Source organism: Methylobacterium sp. WSM2598 (assembly GCF_000379105.1).
Lineage (GTDB): Bacteria > Pseudomonadota > Alphaproteobacteria > Rhizobiales > Beijerinckiaceae > Methylobacterium.
The window spans coordinates 7,050,452-7,071,950 of the sequence record NZ_KB900609.1; the positions used below are offsets into that span (position 1 = coordinate 7,050,452).

Consider the following 21,499-nt stretch of genomic DNA (forward strand, 5'->3'; position numbering starts at 1 on the left):
CCTGGCGTTCGAGGGCGATCCAGAGGCGGGCCGCCTGGGCGAGGTCGCGCAGAGCGGTGCTGCGCTTGGCCAGGGAGTTGGCGCGCTCCCGGCCGTCCCCCTCCGATTCGTCCGCGAGGGCATCGATCTGCGCGGAGGCGGCCAGCACCTCCTCCAGGAGCCGCAGGGTCAGGGCCTGGCCCTGCTCGATGACGATCCGGTGGGCCGCGACCACGCGGCCGCGGTCCGGCGGAGTCCGATCCGGCGGGGTCCGATCCGGCAAGGCCTTGGCCGGGCGCGGCTGGCCACGCGGCCAGCCCTCCCGGCGCGCCCGCACCAGGATGCTGCTGTGCGCGACGGCGAAGCGCCGCGCCAGGGCGCGGGCGGAGGCGCCGGCGCACCACGCGGCCCTGATCGCCGCCCAGTCGATTGCTCTGTCTGTCATGGGATCCGGGATTCGGCTCCGGGCGGCTCGCGCCGCGGGACACGAGCCGCGGGACACGAGCCGGCCTTGGCCTCGGTGATGCCGTGGGCCGGGTCCGGGGACACATCCCCGGGCGACGGACGAGCATCCATCGGCGGGGCAGTCGGGCGGCCACGGCCTCGAAGGCGGGCGGCGGACCCGGAACACCTGCGACCTTCGTACATGATCCCGTTTTGTTCGTCAAATGTTCTTTTTCGGTGTGGGGCCGGCGGCGGGCTCTGCACGGTGCGGGGCCCGTGCCGGCGCGGCGGATCGGGACGCGGCGCTCGGCCCCGTGGAGCCGGGCGGGGCCTTCCCGGCCCAACTCCTGCCGGCCCAACTCCTGCCGGCCCTTGGCGGGCAGGAGATCGTCTCCGTGCTGGGGAGGTCGAGCGCGGCCGCCGACCGCGTGGTCGCCGCTCGGGACCGGGGATAGCGCCGCCTGTCCGGGGCACCTGCCGCACCGGCGGCGGGCCGGCCCGCCTCCCCGTCGCGGCGCGACCGGCGGGGCGGCCGCCCTGCCGCGGTTCAGGGCAGGAAGACCGGCGGGACGGCGTGGGCGGCGAGCGCCCCCGCCGCCGGATGGTCGCCGGGGAGCACGACGGCGCCGAGCCCGATGCGGAAGGGCAGCGGCGGGGCGCCGAGGAGCGCCAGGTAGGTGTCGGGCAGGTGCTGGTGCAGGGTCTCGATCAGGAAGGCGATCGGCGTGCAGGCGGTGACGGGGCGCGCCACCTGCCCGGCGAGCGGGACCGGCGTGCCGATCGCCGCGTAATCGTAGCCGCGCAGCCGCCACGCCGTCGCGTGGAGGGCGAGGTCGAGGATCACGCCGCCCTGCGGCGCCGGCTGGAAGAAGTCGCGTGTCGCCAGCACGTCGTCCCAGCCGTAGGGCACGCTGTCGAGGGTGTTGTAGAGGCGCGCGACGCGCCCCTCGAGGAGGGTGCCCGGCCCGAACAGGGCCGCGAAGGCGGAATTGCCCGGCGTCATCCCGGCGAAGGTCGCGACCTCCGGCCGGCGCGGCGGCGCCCGGCCCGCGAGCCAGAGCGCCACCACGGGGGCGAGCGTGCCCCCGAGGCTGTGCCCGGTCACGGCGAGCGGGGTCTGCGCCGGCAGGCCGTCGAGGGCCTGGGCGAGGCTGGTGCCGGCCTCGTCCGTGAGGGCGATCAGGGACGAGAAGCCCGCCCAGGTGCCCCCGGAGATGCAGGGATCCCCCGGCTCCTGGTCGCCCGGGTCGACGGTCGCGCCGGAGGGCCATCGCGCCATCGGGCCGAAGGGCGAATCCTGGCGCGCATCGTCCCAGTAGGCGGGCGAGAAAGGGTTCGGGTAGGTGCCGCGGATCGCGAGCGCGACCCCGCCGCCCGGGCGCCGGTCCCGCGCCAGGAAGGCGAAGTTCACCGGCACCGCCTCGTCGCGGGCGATCCAGATCGCCTCCCAGATCCCGCCCGTCACCGGGCTCGTCGCCAGGTAGGCGGGGATCGCGGCCGGGTGCCCGTAGGCGATCCCGGCGAGTGTCATCAGTTCGGCCGCCGGGAGCGCCATGGTCGCCTCCCTCAGCCGCCCACGACCGGGCCGCCCGGGATCGCGACCGAATAGGCCGCCGCCGCGATCGGCACGAGGGGATTGCCCGTCTGGCTGACGAAGTATTGCCGGATCGTGGCCGTCACGAGCAGCGGGGTTCCGGCATTCACCTGGAGCAGGACCGAGCCCCGGTTGGCGGCCGATTCCGTCGCGGCCACGCCCTGGCTCGCCAGGCCGAGCCCGGTCGCCACGTACTCGACCCCGACGATGATCGTCCCGCCGGGCGGGATCGTGCGTCCGAAGGTCGGCCGGCCCGGCCGATTCGCGAATTCGGGCGTGATGTTGCTGATCGAGAGGTCGCTGCCGATCAGGTTCGCGGCGAGCTGGATCTTGCCGCCGGGGGGCGCGACGACGAACGGAACGGTGGGCAGGTAGGTCAGCTGGAGGGTGGCGCTGCCGACCGCCGACGTGTTGGTGATCTGGATGAAGATGCCCTGCAGGACCAGGGGAACCTGGGTGAGGCCCGGAACGATCGGCTCCCCCAGCACCTCGAAGGGGATCAGGACGGTCGCGACCGCGGCGGGGTCGGAATCGGGGACGAGGAGGTCGTCGGGGGCCGCCAAGGCGGCGGACGGGTTGGCGATGAGGGGCATGAAATGTCCTCCCGCGGGCGATATCGGCCTGCGCGGCCGGCCGGAACCGCGTGCGCGGATGCCGCCCCCCCGCTCGGATCATGCCGATGACTGCGCCCGGTCTGCGTGCTTGTTGTGATGGGGATGGCGAAGACTTCCGCCATCGAAGATTTCATCCCATGATTCTCTGAGTTCATCAAGGTAAGTTTCACTCATTTTGTTGCGCAAAAGAGTTTTCCGTCGGCCCGGTTCAGGGGCCGGGCGCCGCGCCCTCGTCCGGCGCGACCTCCTCCGCCGCGAGGTCGACGCGGGTGGCCCGGCCGAACAGCCCGAGGGCGACCCGGTAGCGGCGCCGGGCGGGGTCGACCGCCTCGATCGTGCCGCGCAGCGCCGCGAGCGGCCCGCGCGTCACCCGCACCGCGTCCCCGAGGGCGAGGAGCACCGCCTCCACGGCCTCGTCCTCCCCCTCCCCGGCGCGGCCGGCCAGCGCGTCCGCGAAGGCCTGCAGGATCGGCGCCGGGATCGTCACGGCGCGGCCCTCGCGGAACAGCACCCGGAGCACGCCCGGATGGGCCTCGGCGCGGGCGAGGTCGGCGTCGTCGCGCAGGCCGAGGAAGACCAGGCGGTGCAGGAGCGGGACCGCGACGCGCCGGCGCGCGCCGTCCGGGCCGACCCGCTCGACCTCCTCGCGGGCCTCGAAGGCGCACAGGCCCAGGGCCGCGAGGTCCCGCACGACCCGGGGGGCCCAGCGCGGGCGGGTGCGGGCGACGAGCCAGACCCGGTCCGGCGCGACCAGGATGCGCGGCGGCCGGTGCCGGCGGCGGCGGCGGCGGATCGCCTCCGGCGCGGCGGCGGGCGGCCGGTCGTGGGCGAGGGCGGCGCGGCGGCGGCGGCAGACGCGGCGGCGCTTCTGCGACGCGCGGCTCACGCGCGCCTCCCGGCCGGCCGCGGGGAGGATCCCGCGGCCCGCGCGACCGTTCCCGAAGCGGCCGTCAGGGCTCCGGGTCGCGGCCGGCCTCGCGCGTCTCCCCGGGAGGGTTCCGGTCGAGGTCCCGCAGGGCGCGGTCGATCCGCCGGCGCACGATCACGAACAGGAGCACGCCCGCCGCGAGGGTCCAGAGCACGATCAGGGCGGCCTTCATGGGGGCGTCCTCGGCGGGGTTGCGCGGGGCCGGACCGGCCCTCGGCCCGCACCGGATCGCGCCGCGGGCCCGCGGCGGCGCCCGGGAACCGGGCCGCGCCGGGCCGGCTTAGCGGCGAACCGGGCCCGGCGGAAGCCCGCCCCCCGGCCTCGAAGGGCCGCCTCCCGCCAGCGGGAACGCGGTCCGCGCGCGGAAGCGCGCGCGGCGCGGATCGGCGCCGTGTCATGGTACTCTCCTGCCGTTACGGAAGAGCGCGCGGCGGGCGCGATCGGGCCGGCCGCTTGTCTCACCGATCACTACATGATGTAATGACCGCGATCAACACGCTAGGTAGCGAATACCTCTCTCAAGGTTGTGGACAGATGGACGAGGCCCGTCTCCGGATCGATCAGGGCGAGCGGCTGCGCCTCGCGCGGCTGGCGGCGGGCTACCGCTCGGCCCGCGACGCGGCCCTGCGCAACGGCTGGCCGGAGAGCAGCTACCGGGCCCACGAGGCTGGCACGCGCACGATCGGGCAGGACGACGCCGAGCGCTACGCGGCCCGGTTCCGCCGGGACGGCGTGCAGGTGACCGCGAAGGGCCTGCTGTTCGGCGACGACGAGGCGGGCGAGCCCCCGGGGGAGAGCGGCCAGGTCGTGGGGGTGCGCGGCGTGATCAGCGCCGGGGGGCTGATCGCCACGGGGGACGAGCAGCCGGACCCGAGCGGCAACCTGTTCGAGGTGACGGTGCCGTTCTGGCTCCCGCCCGGCACGATCGCGTTCCGGGTCGCGGGCGCCTCCATGCACCCGAAATACGAGCCGGACGACATCGTGCTGTGCGCGCAGGGCGGGGAGAGCCCGGAGCGGCTCTTGGGCTGCTACGCGGCGGTGGCCACGCCGGACGGCAACCGCTTCCTCAAGAAGATCCTGCGCGGCTCGCGGCGGGGCACCTACCACCTGGAGAGCCACAACGCCCCGCTGATGACCGACCGCCGCCTCGCCTGGGCCTCCGGCATCATCAGCACGGTGCACGCGCAGCATTGGCGGCGCTTCACGGGGCCGCGCTGACCTTCACGGGCGCGTCGAGGGCGTAGACCCCGTCGCCGAGCCGGCGCAGGGCGGTGCCGCCCTGGGCGCGCTTCCACAGGCGGGTGTTGAGGGCGGCGACCGGATCGTGGCCCGGCAGGGTGTGGCCGCGCGCGGCGATCGCCTCCCAGATCTCCGCCGCGTGCATCGGCCGCCCGGCCGCGGCGAGCACCGCGAAGGCCGCCTCGATCACCCGCCGGCCCTCCGCGCGCCCGCCCGCCGCGGGCGGCCCCGCCGAGCGGGGCGAAGCGGGCGCCGCCGGATGAGGCGTCGCCGGATGAAGCGTCGCTTGGGCGCTCGCTTGGACGCTCGCTTGGGCGCGCGCTTGGGCGGTTGGCGCGGGAGCGGGCGGAGCCTGCGCCGGGGCGGGTTCTGCCGCCGCGAGCCGGCGGCCGAGTTCGAGGTAGAGTTCGTGCTCGGCGATGGCGCGGTCGAGCGCCGCGCGCTGCTGGCGCAGGGCCTCCAGCCGCGCCCGCACCTCCGCCTCCGACAGGACCATCACGCCCCCAGCCGATTCCGTCCGCCCTCCCGGCGAGGCGTCCGCTCAGGAAGGAATATCGCCGCCGCGGGACATTCCGCAAGCGGTTGGAACGATCCATTCCATTCCGCTTACGGAATTATTCCACAATCCTCCCTCGCCCCGCGCCGCGGCAGCGCCACGGGGCCGCCCGCGTCGAGGGGCGCCAGGGGAGCGAAGGCCGGTTCCCAGGGATCGCCGTCGGGATCCGCCACGGAGCCGGAAGAGCCGCCCACAAGACCCGCATCCGCGGCGAGCGCCGCGCGCGAACGGGTCCGGCACCGCGCCCTTGCCCGATGAGGGTGACGTGCGGCGGGAAGGCGGGGGCGCGCCACGCCGGCGATCCCGGGGGTGAGCAGCGAGAGGCGCGGAGCGCGCACGCCGCCTCGATGCGAGCAGGGCGGCGCGGCCCTCGCACCGCCCCGGCGCCGCCTTCCGGCCTCAGCCGGCGGCCTTCTTCCGGGCGGGCTTGGGCGGCACCAGGAGCGTGCTCGGATCGGCGGGCAGGAGCTGCATGCCGGCCTCGTCGAGGCTGATCGGCAGCTTCGGAAACACCTCGCGCAGGTGGGCGACGTCGGCCTTGAAGGCCTGGCGGAAGCTGCGCAGGGAGGCGTTGTCGGCCCCGAACTGCTTGTGCAGCGTGTCCCAGGACAGGCGCAGGGGCCGCGGCAGGGCGCGCAGCCGGTAGCCGACCCAGAACAGGAGGTCGAGCTTGCGGGCCGAGCCCGCGAAGGCCCGGGCGGCCCGGATGTCCACCGGCAGCGCGTGCTTGACCAGGTTCTCGTAGAAATCCTGGTGGAACTGCACGGTCTTCGACCAGGCGGCGGCCTGCCCCTCGCCCCGCCAGAGGTCGAGCTTGCGGAAGGGCGGCATGGTCAGGGTGGAGGAGCGGGACTGGCCATCCCAGAGGCCGATCTGCAGGGTGCAGGCGGCGAGGCGGTTGAGCTGCTCCTTGAACTGCCGGATGGTGCCGCGCTCGCCCCCCGTCACCGCGAAGCCCATCTCGCGCATGAAGCCCGACAGGCTGTCGGCGACCTCGATGGTGGGGCTGCGCTGGCGCACCGCCTCGGTGCAGAGGTGCAGGAGCACGAGGCGGGCCTTCGGGCCGTAGGGCAGGCCCTGCAGCTCCATCTGGCCGGTCGCCGGGTTCTTGATCCGCCCGGCCAGGATGCTGAGCGTGTTGCGGCCGTACTCGCGGAAGAACTCCCGCGTCTCGCCCGGATCGCGGTAGGGCAGCCCGCACAGGGCCAGCACCGAGTGGATGTGCTGGATGTTCTCGGGGGCGACGGGCTCGGTCTCGATCACCGCCCGCACGGCGTCCCGGCGGCGCTGGTCGCGGGACATGCCGGCGCGCGCCTCGGCCGCGCGCGCCGCCGCCTCCCGCTCGGCGTCGCGCTGGGCCTGCCGGTGGGCGATGGTCTCGACGATCACCGCGAACAGGAAGCTGCCGCGGGCCGCCTCGAGCTCCGCCCTCAGATCCTCGTCGCGGATCGCCTCGATCTTGGCCTCGATGCCCATGGCCCGATGCCTGCGCCTCCCCAACCGGGCCTCGGGGCGAGGCTCGCCCTCGCCGCGGAATCCGGCCTCACCACCCTGCGGAAATCCGTCATGGCCGATTCCGCTCCCGGGAATCCCGTGGCCCGGCGGAGTTATCCCAAGATTCCCGCGAGTCGTCCCCATCATCCTCGCCCCATCATCCTCGCCCGACGCCCCGCGCCCGCGGCCCTCGCCGGCGCCGCCGGCGCGGCCGGGGCGCGGCCAGGGACCGGCGGGGCCGGGGACCGGGTGTGGACCGGTCTGGGGACAGGGCCGGGAGCACCCTGTCGCCGAGCGCGGCGCGGAGCGGGACGGGCGGTGGACGGCGCCGCGATCCCGCGCAGAGTTCGATACGCCCCGGATCCGCCGCGGCCCCCCCCGCGCAGAGTTCTGTGCGCCGGGGGGTCTGAAAACCTGTGGGATTCCGAGGGGCTTGGGCGGCGGGCGACGCCGAATCCGATGCGCGGCCGCGCAGAATCCGATGCGCGACCCCGTGCGATCCCCGCAGAATCCGATGCGCGGCCGCGCAGAGTTCCATGCGGGAATGCGCAGAGTCGGATGCCGGATCCCGGCCCAACCCCTTGGCCCGGTTGAGAGATCCGCCTCTCCATATAATCCACAGAACTGACTCTCTGAAATCCATACCCGATAGGGTCTCGTATAGGGGCCGATCCGGGGTTCGTTTTGCAGAACGAAGGCATGCGGGAGCGGGATGGCTTCGCCCCCCGCCCCCGCGGCCGCCGCTTCGAAAGGAATAAATGGAATATTACGATCGAGGGTGAGTGCGGCGCTGCCGGCTTCCTTCACCATCGGCGCGGGCCGGCTTATGAGCACGGGGCGTCGCCGGGACGGCGCGTCGGCCGGCGAGACCCCGCATGAGCACCACCCCGATCGAGCGGCTCCTCGCCATCATGGCCCGCCTGCGCGACAGGGAGACCGGCTGTCCCTGGGACCTGCGGCAGGACTTCGCCTCGATCGTGCCCTACACGATCGAGGAGGCCTACGAGGTGGCCGACGCGGTCGACCGGGGCGACCTCGACGACCTGCGCGACGAACTCGGCGACCTGCTGTTCCAGGTCGTGTTCCAGGCGCGGCTGGCGGAGGAGGCCGGGGCCTTCGCGTTCGCCGACGTGGCGACCGCCATCGCCGACAAGATGGTGCGGCGCCACCCCCACATCTTCGGCGAGGCGCGCGACCTCGACCCCGAGGCGGTCAGCGCCCAGTGGGCGGCGATCAAGGCGGCCGAGCGCGCGCGCAGGGGCCGCCCCGAGGGCACGCTCGGCGGCGTGCCGCTCGCGCTCCCGGCCCTGACCCGGGCGGAGAAGATCTCGGCCAAGGCCGCCGCGGTCGGCTTCGACTGGCCGGACGCCGCCGAGGTCGTGGACAAGGTCAGGGAGGAGACGGAGGAAGTGGCCGAGGCCCTGGCGGCGGGCGACGGCGAGGCCCTGGCCGAGGAGATCGGCGACCTCCTGTTCTCGGTCGCCAACCTCGCCCGGCACGCCGGAATCGACCCGGAGGAGGCGCTGCGGCGCGCCAACCGCAAGTTCCGGCGCCGCTTCGAGGCGATGGAGGCCCGCCTGCGCGCCCGCGGGCAGGACCTGCCGGAGGCGGGCCTCGCCGCGATGGAGGAGGCCTGGGCGGCGGTGAAGCGGGAGGAGTGAAGCGGATCCCGGATCACGCGCCCGCGCGGCGCGTGAGCGAAGCCCCAATCCGCCATCCCGGGGATCAAGCGGATGGGGTCTGAGCCGGACCGATCGCGGCGCGCGGCCCGCCGGGGTCCCTCCCCCGCCGGCGCGGGACGGCCGCCCCACGGCCAGTTGAGCGCAACCCGTCTTGCGCCGGACCTTCCGTCCGGGCGATGGTCCGCCCGATCGTATCGGAAGGCGGCTGCAACCGGAGATTTCGATGGGTTACGCCAAGATCGGCGCCGTCCTGGCCGCGGGGCTCGGGCTGGCGATCGCGGGGCCGCTTCGCGCGCGGGCCGAGGAGGCCCCGGTGCCCGAGCAGCTCGTCGACGTGATGAACACGCTCTGGGGCAAGCACGCGGGCTTCCGCGCCAACCACGCCAAGGGCGTCGTGGTGGAGGGCTCCTTCACGCCGAGCCGGGAGGCCGCCGCGCTGAGCAAGGCCTCGCCGTTCCGGGGGCCGGCGGTGCCCGTGCGGGCGCGCTTCTCCGACGCGACCGGGCTGCCCACCATCCCGGACGGGGACGCGAATGCCAAGCCGCACGGGATGGCGCTGAAATTCGCCCTCGCGGAGGGCGGCGAGATGGACGTGGTGGTGAACTCGCTGAAGTTCTTCCCCGTGGCGACGCCCGAGGAGTTCCTGCAGCTCCTGAAGGCCGCGGCGGCGAGCGGCCCCGGCGCGCCGCACCCGACGCCGGTGGAGACCTTCGTCGCCAGCCACCCGGCGGCGGGCCGGGCCGGCGCGGTGATCGGCACGCCGACGAGCCTCGCCGGGCAGGTCTATAACGGGGTCAACGCCTTCGTGTTCGTGGACGCGGCCGGCAAGCGCACGCCCTTCCGCTACCGCTTCGTCCCGGTCGCCGGCACCGCGTACCTGGAGGCGGCCGAGGCCGCCAAGCGCGACCCCGACTTCCTGATGCGCGAACTGCCCGCGCGCCTCGCCCAGGGGCCGGTGGAGTTCCGCGTCCTCGCCCAGCTCGCGAGCGAGGGCGATTCCACCCGGGACGCGACGCGGCCCTGGCCGGAGGACCGGCGCCTCGTCGAGATGGGCACGCTCACCCTCACGAAGGCGGTCGCGAACAGCGAGGAGGCCCAGAAGGCGCTGCTCTTCATGCCGAACGCCCTGCCGGACGGGATCGAGGTCTCGGACGACCCGCTGATCGACGCGCGGGTGCAGGCCTACGCCGTCTCCTTCAGCCGCCGGTCGCAGTAGCGGCGGACTCGACCGGGGGCTCGGTCGCGGGGCGAGCCGCCCCCGGTCAGGCGGTCGCCGCCCGCAGGGCGGCCCGCAGGGCGTCGAGGTCGATCGTGAAGGCGCCGTGGTTCGGCCGCTCCTTCGAGTCGCTCGCGCCGTAGAGCGCGTGGTAGCGGTGCCCGCGCACCGCCGCGAGGTCCCAGAAGAACGGGTCGTTCCAGCCCTCGGCCGCGAGGTGGATCACCTGCGTCCCGGGCAGGCTGAACAGCGTGTTGGTCATGGCGGCCCCCATGCCGCCCACCACCACCCCGGCATCGGCGAACTGCGCGACCTGCTGGCCGAACGGCAGGGTCAGGGGATCGACCACCTCGAAACCCTCGCCGGACAGGAGCGCCAGCACGTCGTCCCGGTTGAGGAGGCGGCGCCCGTAATCCGGCGCGCGGTCGACGAAGAGCCGCCGCCGCAGGGGCCGGCGCCGGGGCGTCGCCAGCAGGGCGTCGCGGGCGATGCGCAGGCGCGCGAGCAGCACCCGGCGCCGCAGCGTCCCGGCCAGGAAGGCGAGCGCCTCGGGGGATTTCAGCACCGGGTGCAGGGCGATCGGCGAGGCGAAGTGCAGCACGTCGAAATGCAGCGGCTGGTCGCGCGTGATCGTCACGATCCGGATCCCCCGCAGGCCCTCGAGCATCAGCTTGATCGAGCGCAGCCGCACCTGGTCGATGATCTCGTGATAGGTCGTGATGATCAGGTTGATGGGCCGGCCGGGAAAGCGGCGCCGGAGCACCCGGACCGCCTTCAGCCGCGGCAGATCCTCCACCAGCCAGTGGCCGTAATTGAACGAGGCGGAGTTCGTGAAGACGAGGTTGAGGGCGCCGTCGGAGGAATCCTGGTCCCGGATCGGGTGCGGCGCCTGGTCGAGCGGGAAATGCGCGAGGTCCTGCGGCCGCGCGGTCTCGTAGACGACGGCGCGGCGCGCGCCGCGCAGGAGATGGATGACGTTGTCGTACAGGACGGCGTCGCGGATGCGGAACAGGGCCGAGGCCGCGCCCCGCCGGGCGCCCCGGGCCATGTCGCTCTCGATCTGCCGCATGTGCCGCGCCGCCTCCTCGTCCCCGCAGACCTGCGTGAGGGGGGCCGGCCGCTCGTACGCGTAGGCGGGGAACAGGTCGTCGACGAAGTCGATGTCGGGGCTGGAGGGCTCCATCGGGGGCAGCGCGTCCGCCAGTTCGGAGGAGCCGTCCGACCGGTACAGGCGGTCGAGGTCGCATGAGACCGGGACCAGATCGTGTTCGGGTGCCATCGCGCGCGTCTCTCAACCGACCTCTCAACCCGGCGGTCCCGTCCCGCGGCCGCCGAGGCGGCGCGCGGCGCGCCGCCACGCCCCCGGGTTGGCGGCGCCGCCGCCACCGGGTCAAGCTCCCGCCGGGCCGCTGCCCCGCCGCCGGGCGAGGCCCGGCTGCCGGGCGAGGCCCGGCCGCGGGGCGCGGCGCCGGCCGGGCTCAGGCTTGCTTCCAGTACTTCTCGACCAGGGAGCGGATGCGCTCGCTGAGGTCGAGGTCCATCTCGACCAGGGGGGCGGCGTTCCTGACCGCCCGCAGCATCTCGGCGGCGTCGCGCACCTCCTGGCGCGGCCCGGGCCGGGGCACCGGCTCCTCGTAGGGGAGGTCGAGGGCCTGCATCACCGAGGCCGAGAATTCCCCGGCATAGTCGTGGTGCCCGACCACCTCGAAGCGCGACAGGTTCTGGATCGCCGTCGACCAGTGGCCCGGATTCAGCGCCTCGCGCTCGTCCCGGGCGCCGAGATAGCGGGTCATCGGGTTCGACAGGGTGTTGGTGGTCTTGGCATCGAGATTCCGGAAACTCTTCTTGAGGAGCGGCAGATCGCTGAAATCGAGCGAGGAGGCGAAGTAGCACGCATCGACGATCTCCTCGATCTGCCAGTGGCGCGCGCTGCTGACCGCCAGCTCCGAGACCCTGCGCAGCCAGAAGATGCGGCGGGCCAGCTCCAGGTAGGGGTCGTGCGCCAGGAAGATCTTGAGGAACTTGTGCTCGATCAGAAAGGATTCGCAGACCGGATAGAAGATCGGGCCGTAGCAGAACAGCGAGTTGAGGAATTGATTGCCGATGATGCAGTTGAGGACGGGCTGGCTCACGCCCTTGAGCATCAGGTGGGAGATCTGGAATTTCGAGAACAGGGTGTCCCGGAGGGGACTGGCCTGGCCGATGGTGTGGTCGAGGAAGAGCACCCGGCGCTGCGTGTCGCCGAGTTCGCGGCTGCGGCGGTAGAGCAGGATGTTGGTGTCGTAGTCGCGGACCTCCAGCAGGGCGGCCTCGCTCAGGCCCGGGAAGGCCCCGTCGTGGAGGTTGAACGCGCACAGGCCGGTCGAGTGCCAGCCCCAGGATTTGAGGTTGTGATCGACCTCGTTCGCCGAGCTGACCGTGGTGACGCCGTCGACCGTCACCTTGATGCGCGGGACGACGCGCTGGTCGTCCGGGGCGATCCAGATCGAGAGATGCGCCGGGTGGTGGATGTGGAGTCCGAACAGCATGGAGATGTCCCTGCGCCGTCGGGGGCCGCCGCGCAAGGGCGGACCGAAGCGGTCCGCCCCGGCGCGGGGATCCCGGTCAGGGCCGGGCCGCCTCCCCGGCGGCGCGCAGGCGCCGGGCCGTGCCGAACCGATTGAGGAGGCGGGGCTCCTTCTCGGGGGCGACGCGCACCACGAGGTGGAGCCGCCCGCCCGCATCCTCCCGCCGGTCGAGCACCTCGGCATTCTCGTAGAGCCAGTGCAGCCCGGCCCCCTCGGCCGGGTCGAGCACGAGGGCGAAGCTCGCCCGGCTCTCGGCGATGCGCCCCTCGATCCGGGCCAGGAGCGCGTCGGTTCCCTCCCCGGTGAGGGCCGAGATCAGGACTGGCCGGGTGCCGGTCTGCCGGCTGAGGTTGAGCAGGCGCTCGCGCTCCTCCGGGCCGAGCAGGTCGGCCTTGTTCCAGACCTCGATGATCCGGTCCGCCTGCGGGGCGATGCCGAGTTCGGCGAGCACCGCCTGCACGTCCTCCCCCTGGGCCTGCGTGTCCTCGTGCGCCATGTCGCGGACGTGGAGCAGGATGTCGGCCTCGATCACGTCCTCCAGCGTCGCCCGGAACGCCGCGATCAGCATGGTCGGCAGGTCGGAGATGAAGCCGACCGTGTCGGACAGGATCGCGGTCTCGCCGTGCGGCAGCTTGATCGCCCGGGCGGTGGGATCGAGGGTCGCGAACAGCATGTCCTCGGCCCGCACCTCGGCCTCGGTGAGGCGGTTGAACAGGGTCGACTTGCCGGCATTGGTGTAGCCGACCAGCGCCACGATCGGGTAGGGCACGCGGCGGCGGCTCTGCCGGTGCAGGCCGCGGGTGCGGGTGACGGTCCCGAGTTCGCGCTCGATGCGGGTCATGCGCTCCTGGATCAGGCGCCGGTCGGCCTCGATCTGGGTCTCGCCGGGGCCGCCGAGGAAGCCGAAGCCGCCGCGCTGGCGCTCGAGGTGGGTCCAGGAGCGGACGAGGCGGCTGCGCTGATAGGCGAGATGGGCGTGCTCGACCTGGAGCGCGCCCTCGCGGGTGGAGGCGCGGCGCCCGAAGATCTCCAGGATCATCCCGGTCCGGTCGATGACCTTGACGCCCCACGCCTTCTCCAGGTTGCGCTGCTGCACCGGCGAGAGGGCGCAATCCATCACCACGAGGCGCACGGATTCGGCGGCGATCCGCCCGGCGATCTCCTCGACGCGGCCCTTGCCCAGGTAGGTCGAGGGCCGGATCGCCTGGACCGGGAGCATCAGCCGGTCGACCACCGCGAGGTCGATGGCGGCGGCGAGCCCCACCGCCTCGTCGAGCCTCGCCTCGGGGGGGCGGGTGGGCGCCCGCGCCGCGTCGCCCCTCCGCGTGAGGTAGGGGCCGAGCACGAGGGTCCGGGTGGCGGCCGCGATGGTGCCCTCCGGCTCCGCCATCCGCTGCAGCCGGGCCTCGCCCGGCCGCGCCTCGTCCGACAGCCGGGTGTCACCCGGGATCCGAGGTTCCATGAAGTGCCGATCTCACCAGAATCCCGCCGCAGGCCGGCGGGCCGATCCGCTGCCTGGCGATCGGTGTCAGATTGGAGGTGAGCCGGCCGCAATCAAGCGCCGGGGGGCGGATTCGCCGCCCCGGCGCGAGGAGGACCGGGCTCAGCCCTTCTCGCCGCCCTCCTCGCCCTGCTCGAAGAGCTGCACCGGATGACCGGGCATGATCGTCGAGATCGCGTGCTTATAGACCAGCTGCGAATGTCCATCCCGCCGCAGCAGCACGCAGAAATTGTCGAACCAAGTCACCACGCCCTGCAGCTTGACGCCGTTGACCAGGAAGATCGTGAGAGGGATCTTGTTCTTGCGGACGTGATTGAGGAAAGTGTCCTGCAGATTCTGAGCGCGCTCGCCCGCCATTCTTCTTATCCTTGTGAACCCGCTGCCGGCCCCGGATGACGGGTCGCTCCGTTGATTCTTGCGGGCCGCGAGACGCGGCCCCGGACCCGAGACCCATTACACGGTGAAGCTCGGCCCGGCGCAAGAGGCATCCGGCCGCGACGCGAGACACCGGCCAGACGACCCGGTCGGGGCGCCCGCGGCGGCCGCGTGGCTCATAGCAAGATCGCGGCCGGTCCGCATTGTCAAATGCGGACCGGCCGCGCCGGATCACGCGCCGATGCCGAGCGACTTGAGCTTCCGGTGCAGGGCGGAGCGCTCCATGCCGATGAACTCGGCGGTGCGGGAGATGTTGCCGGAGAAGCGGGCGATCTGGGCGACCAGGTACTCCCGCTCGAAGATCTCGCGGGCCTCGCGCAGGGCGAGGCTCATCAGCTTCTCGCCCCCCGCCCCGCTCGGGGTGGTGGGGACGAGGGCGCCGACCTCGCTCGGCAGCATCTCGGTGGTGACCTCGGTCTCGGGATCGCCCTGGGTGAGGATCATCAGCCGCTCGACGTTGTTGCGCAGCTGGCGGACGTTGCCGGGCCAGTCGTGGGATTGCAGCACCGCCATGGCGTCGGGGGCGATCCGGCGCTGGGGCAGGCCGGTCGCCATCGAGATCTGCTCCATGAAGAAGCCGATCAGCTCCGGCACGTCCTCGCGGCGCTCGGCCAGCGGCGGCACCCGGATCGGCACCACGCTGAGGCGGTGGAAGAGGTCCTCCCGGAAGCGGCCGCCCGCGATCTCCTCGGCGAGGTCGCGCGAGGAGGAGGAGATGATGCGCACGTCGACATGGACCCGGGTGGTGCCGCCGACGCGCTGGAAGTTCTGGTCGACGAGGACCCGCAGGATGCGGTTCTGGGTCTCGCGGGGCATGTCCGCGACCTCGTCGATGTAGAGGGTGCCGCCGTGGGCCTCCTCCAGGGCGCCGACGCGGCGGGGCCGCCCGTCCGCGGCCTCGACCCCGAACAGCTCCGCCTCCATGGTCTCGGGCGTGATCGTGGCGGCGTTGATCACCACGAAGGGGCCGCTCGCCCGGCCCGAGGCCGCGTGGAGGGTGCGGGCCGAGAGCTCCTTGCCGGAGCCCGGCGCGCCCGAGATCATCACGCGGGCATTGGTGGGGGCGACCCGCTCGATGGTCTGGCGCAGCTGGTTCACCGCCACCGAGCCGCCGACGATGCGGCTCGCCTGGCCGGAGCGGGCCTTGAGGTCGCGCACCTCGCGCTTGAGGCGCGAGGCTTCGAGCGCCCGCTCGGCCACCAGGATCAGCCGGTCGGCCTTGAACGGCTTCTCGATGAAGTCGTAGGCGCCCGCCTTGATGGCCGAGACCGCGGTCTCGATGTTGCCGTGGCCCGAGATCATCACCACGGGCAGGTCCGGGGCCTGGGCCTTGATCACGTCGAGGAGCTGGAGCCCGTCGAGGCGCGAGCCCTGCAGCCATATGTCGAGGAAGACGAGGTGGGGCCGGCGCTGCTCGATGGCGGCGAGCGCCTCGTCGGAGGACCCGGCCGTGCGGGTGCGGTGGCCCTCGTCGTCGAGGATGCCCGCCACGAGGTCGCGGATGTCGGCCTCGTCGTCGACGATCAGGATGTCGGCGCTCATCGGTCACGGCCTCCCGGCGCTGCGGATGCCCGGCCCTGCGGCCGCACCCTGATGGTTCTCGCGATGGCTTGTCCGGCCCTGCCGGCGCGCCGCGCCGGGCCGCGGGGCGCTCGCCCGCGGCGCGCTGCGGCGCCCGGCCGCCGAACGGAGATCGGCTCCCGAGCGGAGCGGCTCCCGAGCGGAGATCGGCCCCCGAGCGGAGATCGGCCGGCTCACGGTGCGACCCCCTGCGCGCTCGGCGCCGGGGCGTCCTGCCCCGCCGCGCCCTGCCCCGCCGCGCCTTGGGCCGCCGCGCTCTGGGCGGCCGCGCCTTGGCCGGCCGCGCCTTGGGCCGCCGCGCTCTGGGCCGGGGCGGCCGCGCCCTCGGGCGAGGCGGGGCGCGGCACCTCGCGCAGGAGGCGCATGCGCACCTGCCCGCCCCGCCCCGCCGGATTGTCGTTGAGATCGATGCCGCCGCCGTGCTCTTCCAAGACCTTGCTCACGATCGCCAGCCCGAGGCCGGTCCCCCCCTCGCGGGTCGTCATATAGGGCTCGAGCAGCCTCTGGCGCCCTTCGGCCGGAAAACCCTTGCCGTTGTCGGTGATCTCGATCACGGCGCCGTCCCCCTCCTCCAGGAGGCGCACGGCGATCCGCCCGCGGCCGCGCTCCGCCTCCGGCACCGCCTGGACCGCCTCGACGGCGTTCTTGAGGATGTTGGTGACCGCCTGGGAGAGGAGGCGCGTGTCGAAGGCGGCGCTGATCCGGGTGCCCTCCCCCTCCATCGCGAAATCGATGTCGGGATGCGCCACCCGCATCATGAACAGGTTCTGCTTCACGATCTCGGTCAGGTCGTTGCGGGAGATCGCCGGCTTGGGCATCCGGGCGAACGACGAGAACTCGTCGACCATCCGCTTGATGTCGTCGACTTGGCGCACGATCGTGGCGGTGCACTGCTCGAACACGTCCTTGTCGGTGGTGATGACCTTGCCGTACTTGCGGCGGATGCGCTCGGCCGAGAGCTGGATGGGGGTGAGCGGGTTCTTGATCTCGTGGGCGATGCGCCGGGCGACGTCGGCCCAGGCGGAGGTGCGCTGGGCGGCGACGAGGTCCGTGATGTCGTCGAGGGTGACGACGTGGCCGCGGTCGATGCCCTGCGCCTGCTCGCTGGTGACCCGCACGTCGATGGTGCGCTCGCGGCCCTTGCGGGTGATCTGGATCTGCTGCTGGAGCGGGCGCAGGCGCCCCTCGCCGGAGGCGCCGAGGAGGCCCGCCAGTTCCGGCACCGCGACCCGCAGGGGCGTGCCGACGAGTTCCTGCGGGGTGAGGCCGAGCATCCGCTCGGCCGAGGGATTGGCGATGGTGATGACGCCCTCCGCGTCGATCCCGAGCACGCCGGCCGGCACGCCGGCGAGGACCGCCTCGGTGAAGCGGCGGCGGCGGTCGATCTGGTCGCGCGCCTCGATCAGCCCGTCGTGCTGGCGGCGCAGCTCCTGGGTCATCTTGTTGAAGCTCTCGCCCAGGTGCTGGAGGTCCCCCTCGGTCTTGCGGTGCGGGACCTGGGCGTAGAAGTTGCCGGAGGCGACCTGGTCGGCGGCGTTGATGAGGCGGCGGATCGGGGCGACGAACCGGTTGGCGAAGTTGAGCCCGAACCAGACCGCCGAGAGCAGGGCGATCAGGGCGATCAGGGCGAACATGCTGGCGAAGGCGATCTGCACGCTGCGCCGCCCGGCATCGATGGTGAGGAACTCGGTCGCCGCCGCCCGCGAGACGCCCGGGAACTCGACGGCGAGGCGCGTCACCTCGCGCTCGATCAGCAGGTAGGCGTCGCCGTAGGCCGGCAGCTTCATCAGGGCCCCGAAGACGCGGCCCTCGCGGGGCAGCAGGCAGGTCGGGTCGTTGGACTTGGCGGCCTCCTCGAAATCGGCCGCGGAGGGCAGCGGCGGGTTCTTGAGCACGTCGATGTTGGCGCGCGCCACGGTCTCGTCGGCGGAGCGCATAATGCGGGCGATCGGCAGCCCGAGGGAGCTCGCGCGCGCGGTGAGGAAGTTCTCGAACCACGCCCGCTCGACCTCGAAGGCGGGGCGCGCCCGGGTGAGATCGTCCGAGAGGATGCGGGCCTCGCGGGCGAGGCTCTGGCACTGGTTGGTCAGGTAGGCGTCGGCGACGTCGACGGACATCAGCACGACGTTGCGCATCCGGTCGGAGAACCAGGGCGAGAGGCCGCGCTCCAGGGTGATCGAGGCCACGACCGCGAGCAGGATGGTGGGCAGGGTGGCGATGAGGCTGAACAGGCCGACGATGCGGGTGTGCAGCCGCGCCACCCGGGCATTGGCCTGCCGCGCCCGCAGGAAGACCCGGGCCTCCCAGGCGATCACCACCACGAGGCCGATCACCAGGGCGACGTTGCCGAGCAGCAGCGCGACGACGACGTCGTGGGTCGGGGCGATGCCGGTGGCCCCGACCAGGATCAGGAAGGTGGCGAGGGCGAGCGCCAGCGCCACCCCGACGACCAGGGCCCCGAACAGCCCCGGCCCCCGCGGGGCCGTCTCCGGCGGGGCACCGGGGGAGGCCCCGGGCGCGTGAACGCGGCGCGACAGCAACATGGCTGATGCAAGGCCACTACAGTGTGGCGAAATTAATACGGGAGCGCGGCGATTTCGGCCAGCCGCCGCGCCCCGCGGATCACCGGCCGAGCGCGGCGGCGACGTGGCGGAGCTTGTCGGGATTGCGCACCGCGTAGATGGCGGCGACGCGCCCGTCGCGAACGGAGAGGGCCGTCGTCTGGAGCAGGCCGCCGCGCGTGGCGCTGACGTACCCGGGCAATCCGTCGATGATCGCAACCTTGAGGAGAACGGGTTGGAAATAGGCCTTGCCCGAGAGGCCGGCGAAGAGCCGGATCACCCGGTCCGCGCCGCGGATCACGTTGGGATAGGCGAGGACGCGGCCGCCGCCGTCCGAGCGAAGTTCGACATCGGCGGCCAGCAGCGAGGCGAGCGCCGCCGTGTCGCCGTCGCGCGAGGCGGCGAAGAAGGCGCGCGCGACGCGCTCGGCTTCCGCGGCGTCGACGCGGTAGCGCTGACGGCCGGACTGGACATGCCTGCGGGCCCGCACCGCGAGCTGACGCACGGCGGCCGGCGCGCGGTCGAGCGTCGCGGCCACTTCGGGCAGCGCGACGCCGAACACGTCGTGGAGGAGGAAGGCCGCCCGCTCGAGCGGCGACAGCCGCTCGAGCGCCAGCATGAGCGTCAGCGTGACGTCCCCGCCGACCGTCTCGTCCGGATCGGCCGCGCCCATCAGCGGCTCGGGAAGCCAGGCACCGACATAGGTCTCGCGCCGGGCCCGCGCCGATTTCAGCTGATCGAGGCACAGCCGCGTCACGATGCGCGTGAGGTAGGCGGCCGGCGTCGCGACGCCGTCCCGCACGCCCGACCAGCGCAGCCACGCCTCCTGCACCACGTCCTCGGCCTCGCTCAGCGCACCGAGCATGCGGTAGCCGAGGCGCAGCAGGCGCGGGCGCTGCGCCTCGAATTCCGCGAGCTGCGCGTCCTCCGGCAGCAGGGCTCTCCCGGTGGGTCCGGAGAGCGGATCGGAGCTCCGGGGCGTCATCGCGAGGTCCCCCGCGCGCGGGCTCGCGAGGGCATGCCGGGACGAACCTCGTCGGGCGCGATCCCGCGGCGCGCCCGCGGGACCGGCGCGGCGCGCGCGAGGCCGTTCGCCGCCAAGACGGGCCCGACCACGGGCCCGACCACGGGCGCGAGCGCGAGGCAGGGGGACGAGGCGCGCATCAGGCACTCCCCTCGCGGCTCGCCGCCGCGGTCAGCCAGTCGTCGAATCGCGTCGGCATGATGCGCGCGTTCGGTCCCGGCGTCAGGGTCGCGTCGGTGATCGGCACGCCGAAATACGGGGCCGCCGGATCGACCACGACGCGGCGGGGATCGTCGCGGTGACGGAGCCAGGTGCCGACGAACGCGGCGAAGGGGGCGCGTTCCGGCCCGGCGATCTCGACGATGCCGTTCGCCGGCTCGGCGAGCGCGACCTCCGCGAGCGCCCGCGCGACGTCGCCCGAAGCGATCGGCTGCATCGCCGCCGGCGAGAGGCGGACCACGCCGTCCCGCGTCCCCTCCTCGGCGATGCCGCCCATGAACTCGAAGAACTGCGTCGCCCGCACGATCGTGAAGGGGATGCCCGCGGCCGTGATCAGCTGCTCCTGGGCCAGCTTGGCCCGGAGGTAGGCGGGGGCCTGCGGGCGGTCGGTTCCGACCACCGACAGGGCGACGTGGTGGGCGATGCCCGCCTCCGCCTCGGCGCGCAGGAGATGGCGTCCCGAAGTCCGGAAGAAGGCCATCACCGCCTCCTCCTCGAAGGAGGGTGAGTTGGCGACGTCGACCACCTTCCGCGCGCCCCGCAGCACCGCGGCGAGTCCCTCGCCGGTGACCGTGTTCACGCCCGAGGCGGGTGACGCGGGCACGGCCTCGTGGCCGAGCGCGCGCAGGCTCGCGACGACCTGACGGCCGATCAGCCCGGTCCCGCCGATGACGACGATTCTCATGGTTGCCTCTCTGTCGCACGGCGCCGGCGCGGCGGCCGGCTCCTGTCCTGACGAGGCAGGGGATCGGATGGTGACATCCGGGCGGAGGCGGCCGGCCCGGCCTGCGGCCCGAGAACCGGCCGCGCCGCGCGATGTCACGGGGGCGCCGGCCCCGGGGCCCTGGCGCGCTACCTGGATCCCGCCTTCGTCGATGCCGCGGCCTGGGCGACGAGCGTCTTCACCGCCTGCCTGATCACCGGGATCCTCGCGGTCGTCGTGCACCGCGCGCGCCGGCTGGTCGAGGCGCAGGCGCGGGTCGCTCGCGCCCGCGACAACCTCGCCCGCCACGTCTCGGCAAATCTCGTGGAGGAGCTGGCCGCGCTCGACGAGCCGTTCGGTCCCGCGCGGGTCCAGGACGTCGCGATCCTCTTCGCCGACGTGGTCGGGTTCACGGGCCTGTGCGAGCGCCGTTCGCCGCAGACCGTCATGGCGATGCTGCGCGGCTTCCACGAGCGCATGGCCGGCTGCGTGTTCGAGGCGGGGGGAACGCTCGACAAGTTCGTGGGCGACAGCGTGATGGCGACCTTCGGCACGCCGAGGCCGGGCCCCCGCGACGTTGCGGATGCGCTGGCCTGCGCGCGCCGGATGCTGGCCTGCCTCGACGCGTGGAACGTCGAGCGCCGCGCGCTCGGCGAGCCGGCCCTGCAGATCGGGATCGGCCTGCATGTCGGGCCGGTCGTGCTCGGCACGATCGGCCACGCGCGCCGGCTCGAATACGCGGTTCTCGGCGACACGGTGAACGTCGCGAGCCGGCTCGAAGCGCAGAGCCGCGGCCTCCGGACCCCGCTGGTGAGCAGTCACGCCCTGGTCGAGCGGGTCCGCGCGGAGGCCGGCGAGCCCGCCCTCGACGGCCTGCGCCGCCACGCGCCCTTGGTCGTGCACGGTCGCGCGCAGGCGACGGAGGTCTGGATCCTGGCCGAGCCGGAGTGGCGACGGCCAGCCCCGCGTCCGGGCGCCCCGGCATCGACGGCGGCCGTGCCGCCAGGGCGTCCCGCGCCGCTCTCGTGACCGCGCAGGGCGAGGGGACCGACGGTCATCCGCGAAGCAGCGGTGCGCAGCCGCAGAGAATGCCGCACGATCGATGGTCCGGGGCAGGAACCCCGTGCGCCGTGCGCGCGCCCTGCCCGAGGCCCGGCGGAGA

General features: G+C 73.6%; 18 protein-coding genes. 4 read left to right on the top strand and 14 right to left on the bottom strand.

The window, feature by feature from the left end; all coding sequences use genetic code 11:
* Positions 1 to 970: 970 nt before the first annotated feature.
* The 4 genes from MET2598_RS0132845 to MET2598_RS42460 form a co-directional block, all read right to left on the bottom strand.
* Entirely contained in the window at positions 971 to 1,978 is a 1,008-nt protein-coding gene (locus MET2598_RS0132845) for a lipase family protein (protein ID WP_018263728.1), read from the bottom strand.
* An 11-nt stretch (positions 1,979 to 1,989) separates the two neighbouring features.
* Positions 1,990 to 2,610 (bottom strand): hypothetical protein, encoded by a 621-nt coding sequence (locus tag MET2598_RS0132850; RefSeq protein WP_018263729.1) that lies wholly within the window; start codon positions 2,608 to 2,610, stop codon positions 1,990 to 1,992.
* Between the two features lie 229 nt (positions 2,611 to 2,839).
* Positions 2,840 to 3,517, bottom strand: a complete 678-nt coding sequence (gene nusG / locus MET2598_RS0132855) for a transcription termination/antitermination protein NusG (RefSeq protein ID WP_012335610.1) — start codon at positions 3,515 to 3,517, stop codon at positions 2,840 to 2,842.
* 64 nt (positions 3,518 to 3,581) lie between these two features.
* Entirely contained in the window at positions 3,582 to 3,731 is a 150-nt protein-coding gene (locus MET2598_RS42460; protein WP_012335609.1) for a hypothetical protein, read from the bottom strand.
* A 362-nt stretch (positions 3,732 to 4,093) separates the two neighbouring features.
* On the opposite strand from MET2598_RS42460, the gene MET2598_RS0132865 reads away from it, so the two are divergent.
* Positions 4,094 to 4,777: a S24 family peptidase gene (locus tag MET2598_RS0132865; protein ID WP_012335608.1), complete on the top strand. Its 684-nt coding sequence runs from the start codon at positions 4,094 to 4,096 to the stop codon at positions 4,775 to 4,777.
* Here the strand turns inward: MET2598_RS0132865 and MET2598_RS0132870 are convergent.
* Together MET2598_RS0132870 and MET2598_RS0132875 are read right to left on the bottom strand one after the other, a co-directional pair.
* Entirely contained in the window at positions 4,761 to 5,294 is a 534-nt protein-coding gene (locus MET2598_RS0132870) for an HTH domain-containing protein (protein ID WP_018263730.1), read from the bottom strand. The two genes, MET2598_RS0132865 and MET2598_RS0132870, sit on opposite strands and share 17 nt — an antisense overlap.
* 459 nt (positions 5,295 to 5,753) lie before the next feature.
* Positions 5,754 to 6,830, bottom strand: coding sequence for a replication protein RepA (locus MET2598_RS0132875; protein WP_012335606.1), 1,077 nt, complete (start codon positions 6,828 to 6,830; stop codon positions 5,754 to 5,756).
* An 893-nt stretch (positions 6,831 to 7,723) separates the two neighbouring features.
* Between MET2598_RS0132875 and mazG the strand changes: the two genes are divergently transcribed.
* Both mazG and MET2598_RS0132885 read left to right on the top strand, forming a co-directional pair.
* The gene (mazG, locus tag MET2598_RS0132880) at positions 7,724 to 8,509 is read left to right on the top strand and encodes a nucleoside triphosphate pyrophosphohydrolase (RefSeq protein WP_012335605.1); all 786 of its coding nucleotides are present in this window, start codon (positions 7,724 to 7,726) and stop codon (positions 8,507 to 8,509) included.
* A gap of 244 nt (positions 8,510 to 8,753) precedes the next feature.
* Positions 8,754 to 9,746, top strand: coding sequence for a catalase family peroxidase (locus MET2598_RS0132885; RefSeq protein ID WP_012335604.1), 993 nt, complete (start codon positions 8,754 to 8,756; stop codon positions 9,744 to 9,746).
* Positions 9,747 to 9,792: 46 nt separating this feature from the next.
* Here MET2598_RS0132885 and MET2598_RS0132890 read toward each other — a convergent pair whose 3' ends face one another.
* The 8 genes from MET2598_RS0132890 to MET2598_RS0132930 all read right to left on the bottom strand — a co-directional run bounded on the left by MET2598_RS0132890 (position 9,793) and on the right by MET2598_RS0132930 (position 20,319).
* A complete protein-coding gene (locus MET2598_RS0132890; RefSeq protein ID WP_012335603.1) occupies positions 9,793 to 11,025 on the bottom strand; it encodes a glycosyltransferase family 61 protein in 1,233 nt (410 codons plus the stop codon).
* Between the two features lie 199 nt (positions 11,026 to 11,224).
* Positions 11,225 to 12,274: a hypothetical protein gene (locus MET2598_RS0132895; protein ID WP_012335602.1), complete on the bottom strand. Its 1,050-nt coding sequence runs from the start codon at positions 12,272 to 12,274 to the stop codon at positions 11,225 to 11,227.
* A 76-nt stretch (positions 12,275 to 12,350) separates the two neighbouring features.
* Complete coding sequence (gene hflX / locus MET2598_RS0132900; RefSeq protein ID WP_012335601.1) at positions 12,351 to 13,775, bottom strand: GTPase HflX; 1,425 nt, start codon at positions 13,773 to 13,775, stop codon at positions 12,351 to 12,353.
* Between the two features lie 141 nt (positions 13,776 to 13,916).
* Entirely contained in the window at positions 13,917 to 14,171 is a 255-nt protein-coding gene (hfq, locus tag MET2598_RS0132905) for an RNA chaperone Hfq (RefSeq protein WP_018263731.1), read from the bottom strand.
* A gap of 249 nt (positions 14,172 to 14,420) precedes the next feature.
* Complete coding sequence (gene ntrX / locus MET2598_RS0132910; protein ID WP_012335599.1) at positions 14,421 to 15,791, bottom strand: nitrogen assimilation response regulator NtrX; 1,371 nt, start codon at positions 15,789 to 15,791, stop codon at positions 14,421 to 14,423.
* Positions 15,792 to 16,003: 212 nt separating this feature from the next.
* Complete coding sequence (locus tag MET2598_RS0132915; protein WP_018263732.1) at positions 16,004 to 18,373, bottom strand: sensor histidine kinase NtrY-like; 2,370 nt, start codon at positions 18,371 to 18,373, stop codon at positions 16,004 to 16,006.
* Between the two features lie 79 nt (positions 18,374 to 18,452).
* On the bottom strand, positions 18,453 to 19,376 hold the full coding sequence (sigJ, locus tag MET2598_RS0132920) for an RNA polymerase sigma factor SigJ (protein WP_018263733.1): 924 nt from the start codon (positions 19,374 to 19,376) through the stop codon (positions 18,453 to 18,455).
* A 178-nt stretch (positions 19,377 to 19,554) separates the two neighbouring features.
* Positions 19,555 to 20,319, bottom strand: coding sequence for an SDR family oxidoreductase (locus MET2598_RS0132930; protein WP_018263735.1), 765 nt, complete (start codon positions 20,317 to 20,319; stop codon positions 19,555 to 19,557).
* Positions 20,320 to 20,574: 255 nt separating this feature from the next.
* Here MET2598_RS0132930 and MET2598_RS37830 point away from each other — a divergent pair, with 255 nt between their 5' ends.
* Complete coding sequence (locus tag MET2598_RS37830; protein WP_018263736.1) at positions 20,575 to 21,366, top strand: adenylate/guanylate cyclase domain-containing protein; 792 nt, start codon at positions 20,575 to 20,577, stop codon at positions 21,364 to 21,366.
* Positions 21,367 to 21,499: the final 133 nt, after the last annotated feature.

What these genes read in the sequence shown, in the direction of transcription:
- MET2598_RS0132845 (WP_018263728.1), bottom strand. Translation starts at nt 1,978, where the DNA reads ATGGCGCTCCCGGCGGCCGAACTGATGACACTCGCCGGGATCGCCTAC.
- MET2598_RS0132850 (WP_018263729.1), bottom strand. Translation starts at nt 2,610, where the DNA reads ATGCCCCTCATCGCCAACCCGTCCGCCGCCTTGGCGGCCCCCGACGAC.
- MET2598_RS42460 (WP_012335609.1), bottom strand. Translation starts at nt 3,731, where the DNA reads ATGAAGGCCGCCCTGATCGTGCTCTGGACCCTCGCGGCGGGCGTGCTC.
- MET2598_RS0132865 (WP_012335608.1), top strand. Translation starts at nt 4,094, where the DNA reads ATGGACGAGGCCCGTCTCCGGATCGATCAGGGCGAGCGGCTGCGCCTC.
- MET2598_RS0132870 (WP_018263730.1), bottom strand. Translation starts at nt 5,294, where the DNA reads ATGGTCCTGTCGGAGGCGGAGGTGCGGGCGCGGCTGGAGGCCCTGCGC.
- MET2598_RS0132875 (WP_012335606.1), bottom strand. Translation starts at nt 6,830, where the DNA reads ATGGGCATCGAGGCCAAGATCGAGGCGATCCGCGACGAGGATCTGAGG.
- mazG (WP_012335605.1), top strand. Translation starts at nt 7,724, where the DNA reads ATGAGCACCACCCCGATCGAGCGGCTCCTCGCCATCATGGCCCGCCTG.
- MET2598_RS0132885 (WP_012335604.1), top strand. Translation starts at nt 8,754, where the DNA reads ATGGGTTACGCCAAGATCGGCGCCGTCCTGGCCGCGGGGCTCGGGCTG.
- MET2598_RS0132890 (WP_012335603.1), bottom strand. Translation starts at nt 11,025, where the DNA reads ATGGCACCCGAACACGATCTGGTCCCGGTCTCATGCGACCTCGACCGC.
- MET2598_RS0132895 (WP_012335602.1), bottom strand. Translation starts at nt 12,274, where the DNA reads ATGCTGTTCGGACTCCACATCCACCACCCGGCGCATCTCTCGATCTGG.
- hflX (WP_012335601.1), bottom strand. Translation starts at nt 13,775, where the DNA reads ATGGAACCTCGGATCCCGGGTGACACCCGGCTGTCGGACGAGGCGCGG.
- hfq (WP_018263731.1), bottom strand. Translation starts at nt 14,171, where the DNA reads ATGGCGGGCGAGCGCGCTCAGAATCTGCAGGACACTTTCCTCAATCAC.
- ntrX (WP_012335599.1), bottom strand. Translation starts at nt 15,791, where the DNA reads ATGAGCGCCGACATCCTGATCGTCGACGACGAGGCCGACATCCGCGAC.
- MET2598_RS0132915 (WP_018263732.1), bottom strand. Translation starts at nt 18,373, where the DNA reads ATGTTGCTGTCGCGCCGCGTTCACGCGCCCGGGGCCTCCCCCGGTGCC.
- sigJ (WP_018263733.1), bottom strand. Translation starts at nt 19,376, where the DNA reads ATGACGCCCCGGAGCTCCGATCCGCTCTCCGGACCCACCGGGAGAGCC.
- MET2598_RS0132930 (WP_018263735.1), bottom strand. Translation starts at nt 20,319, where the DNA reads ATGAGAATCGTCGTCATCGGCGGGACCGGGCTGATCGGCCGTCAGGTC.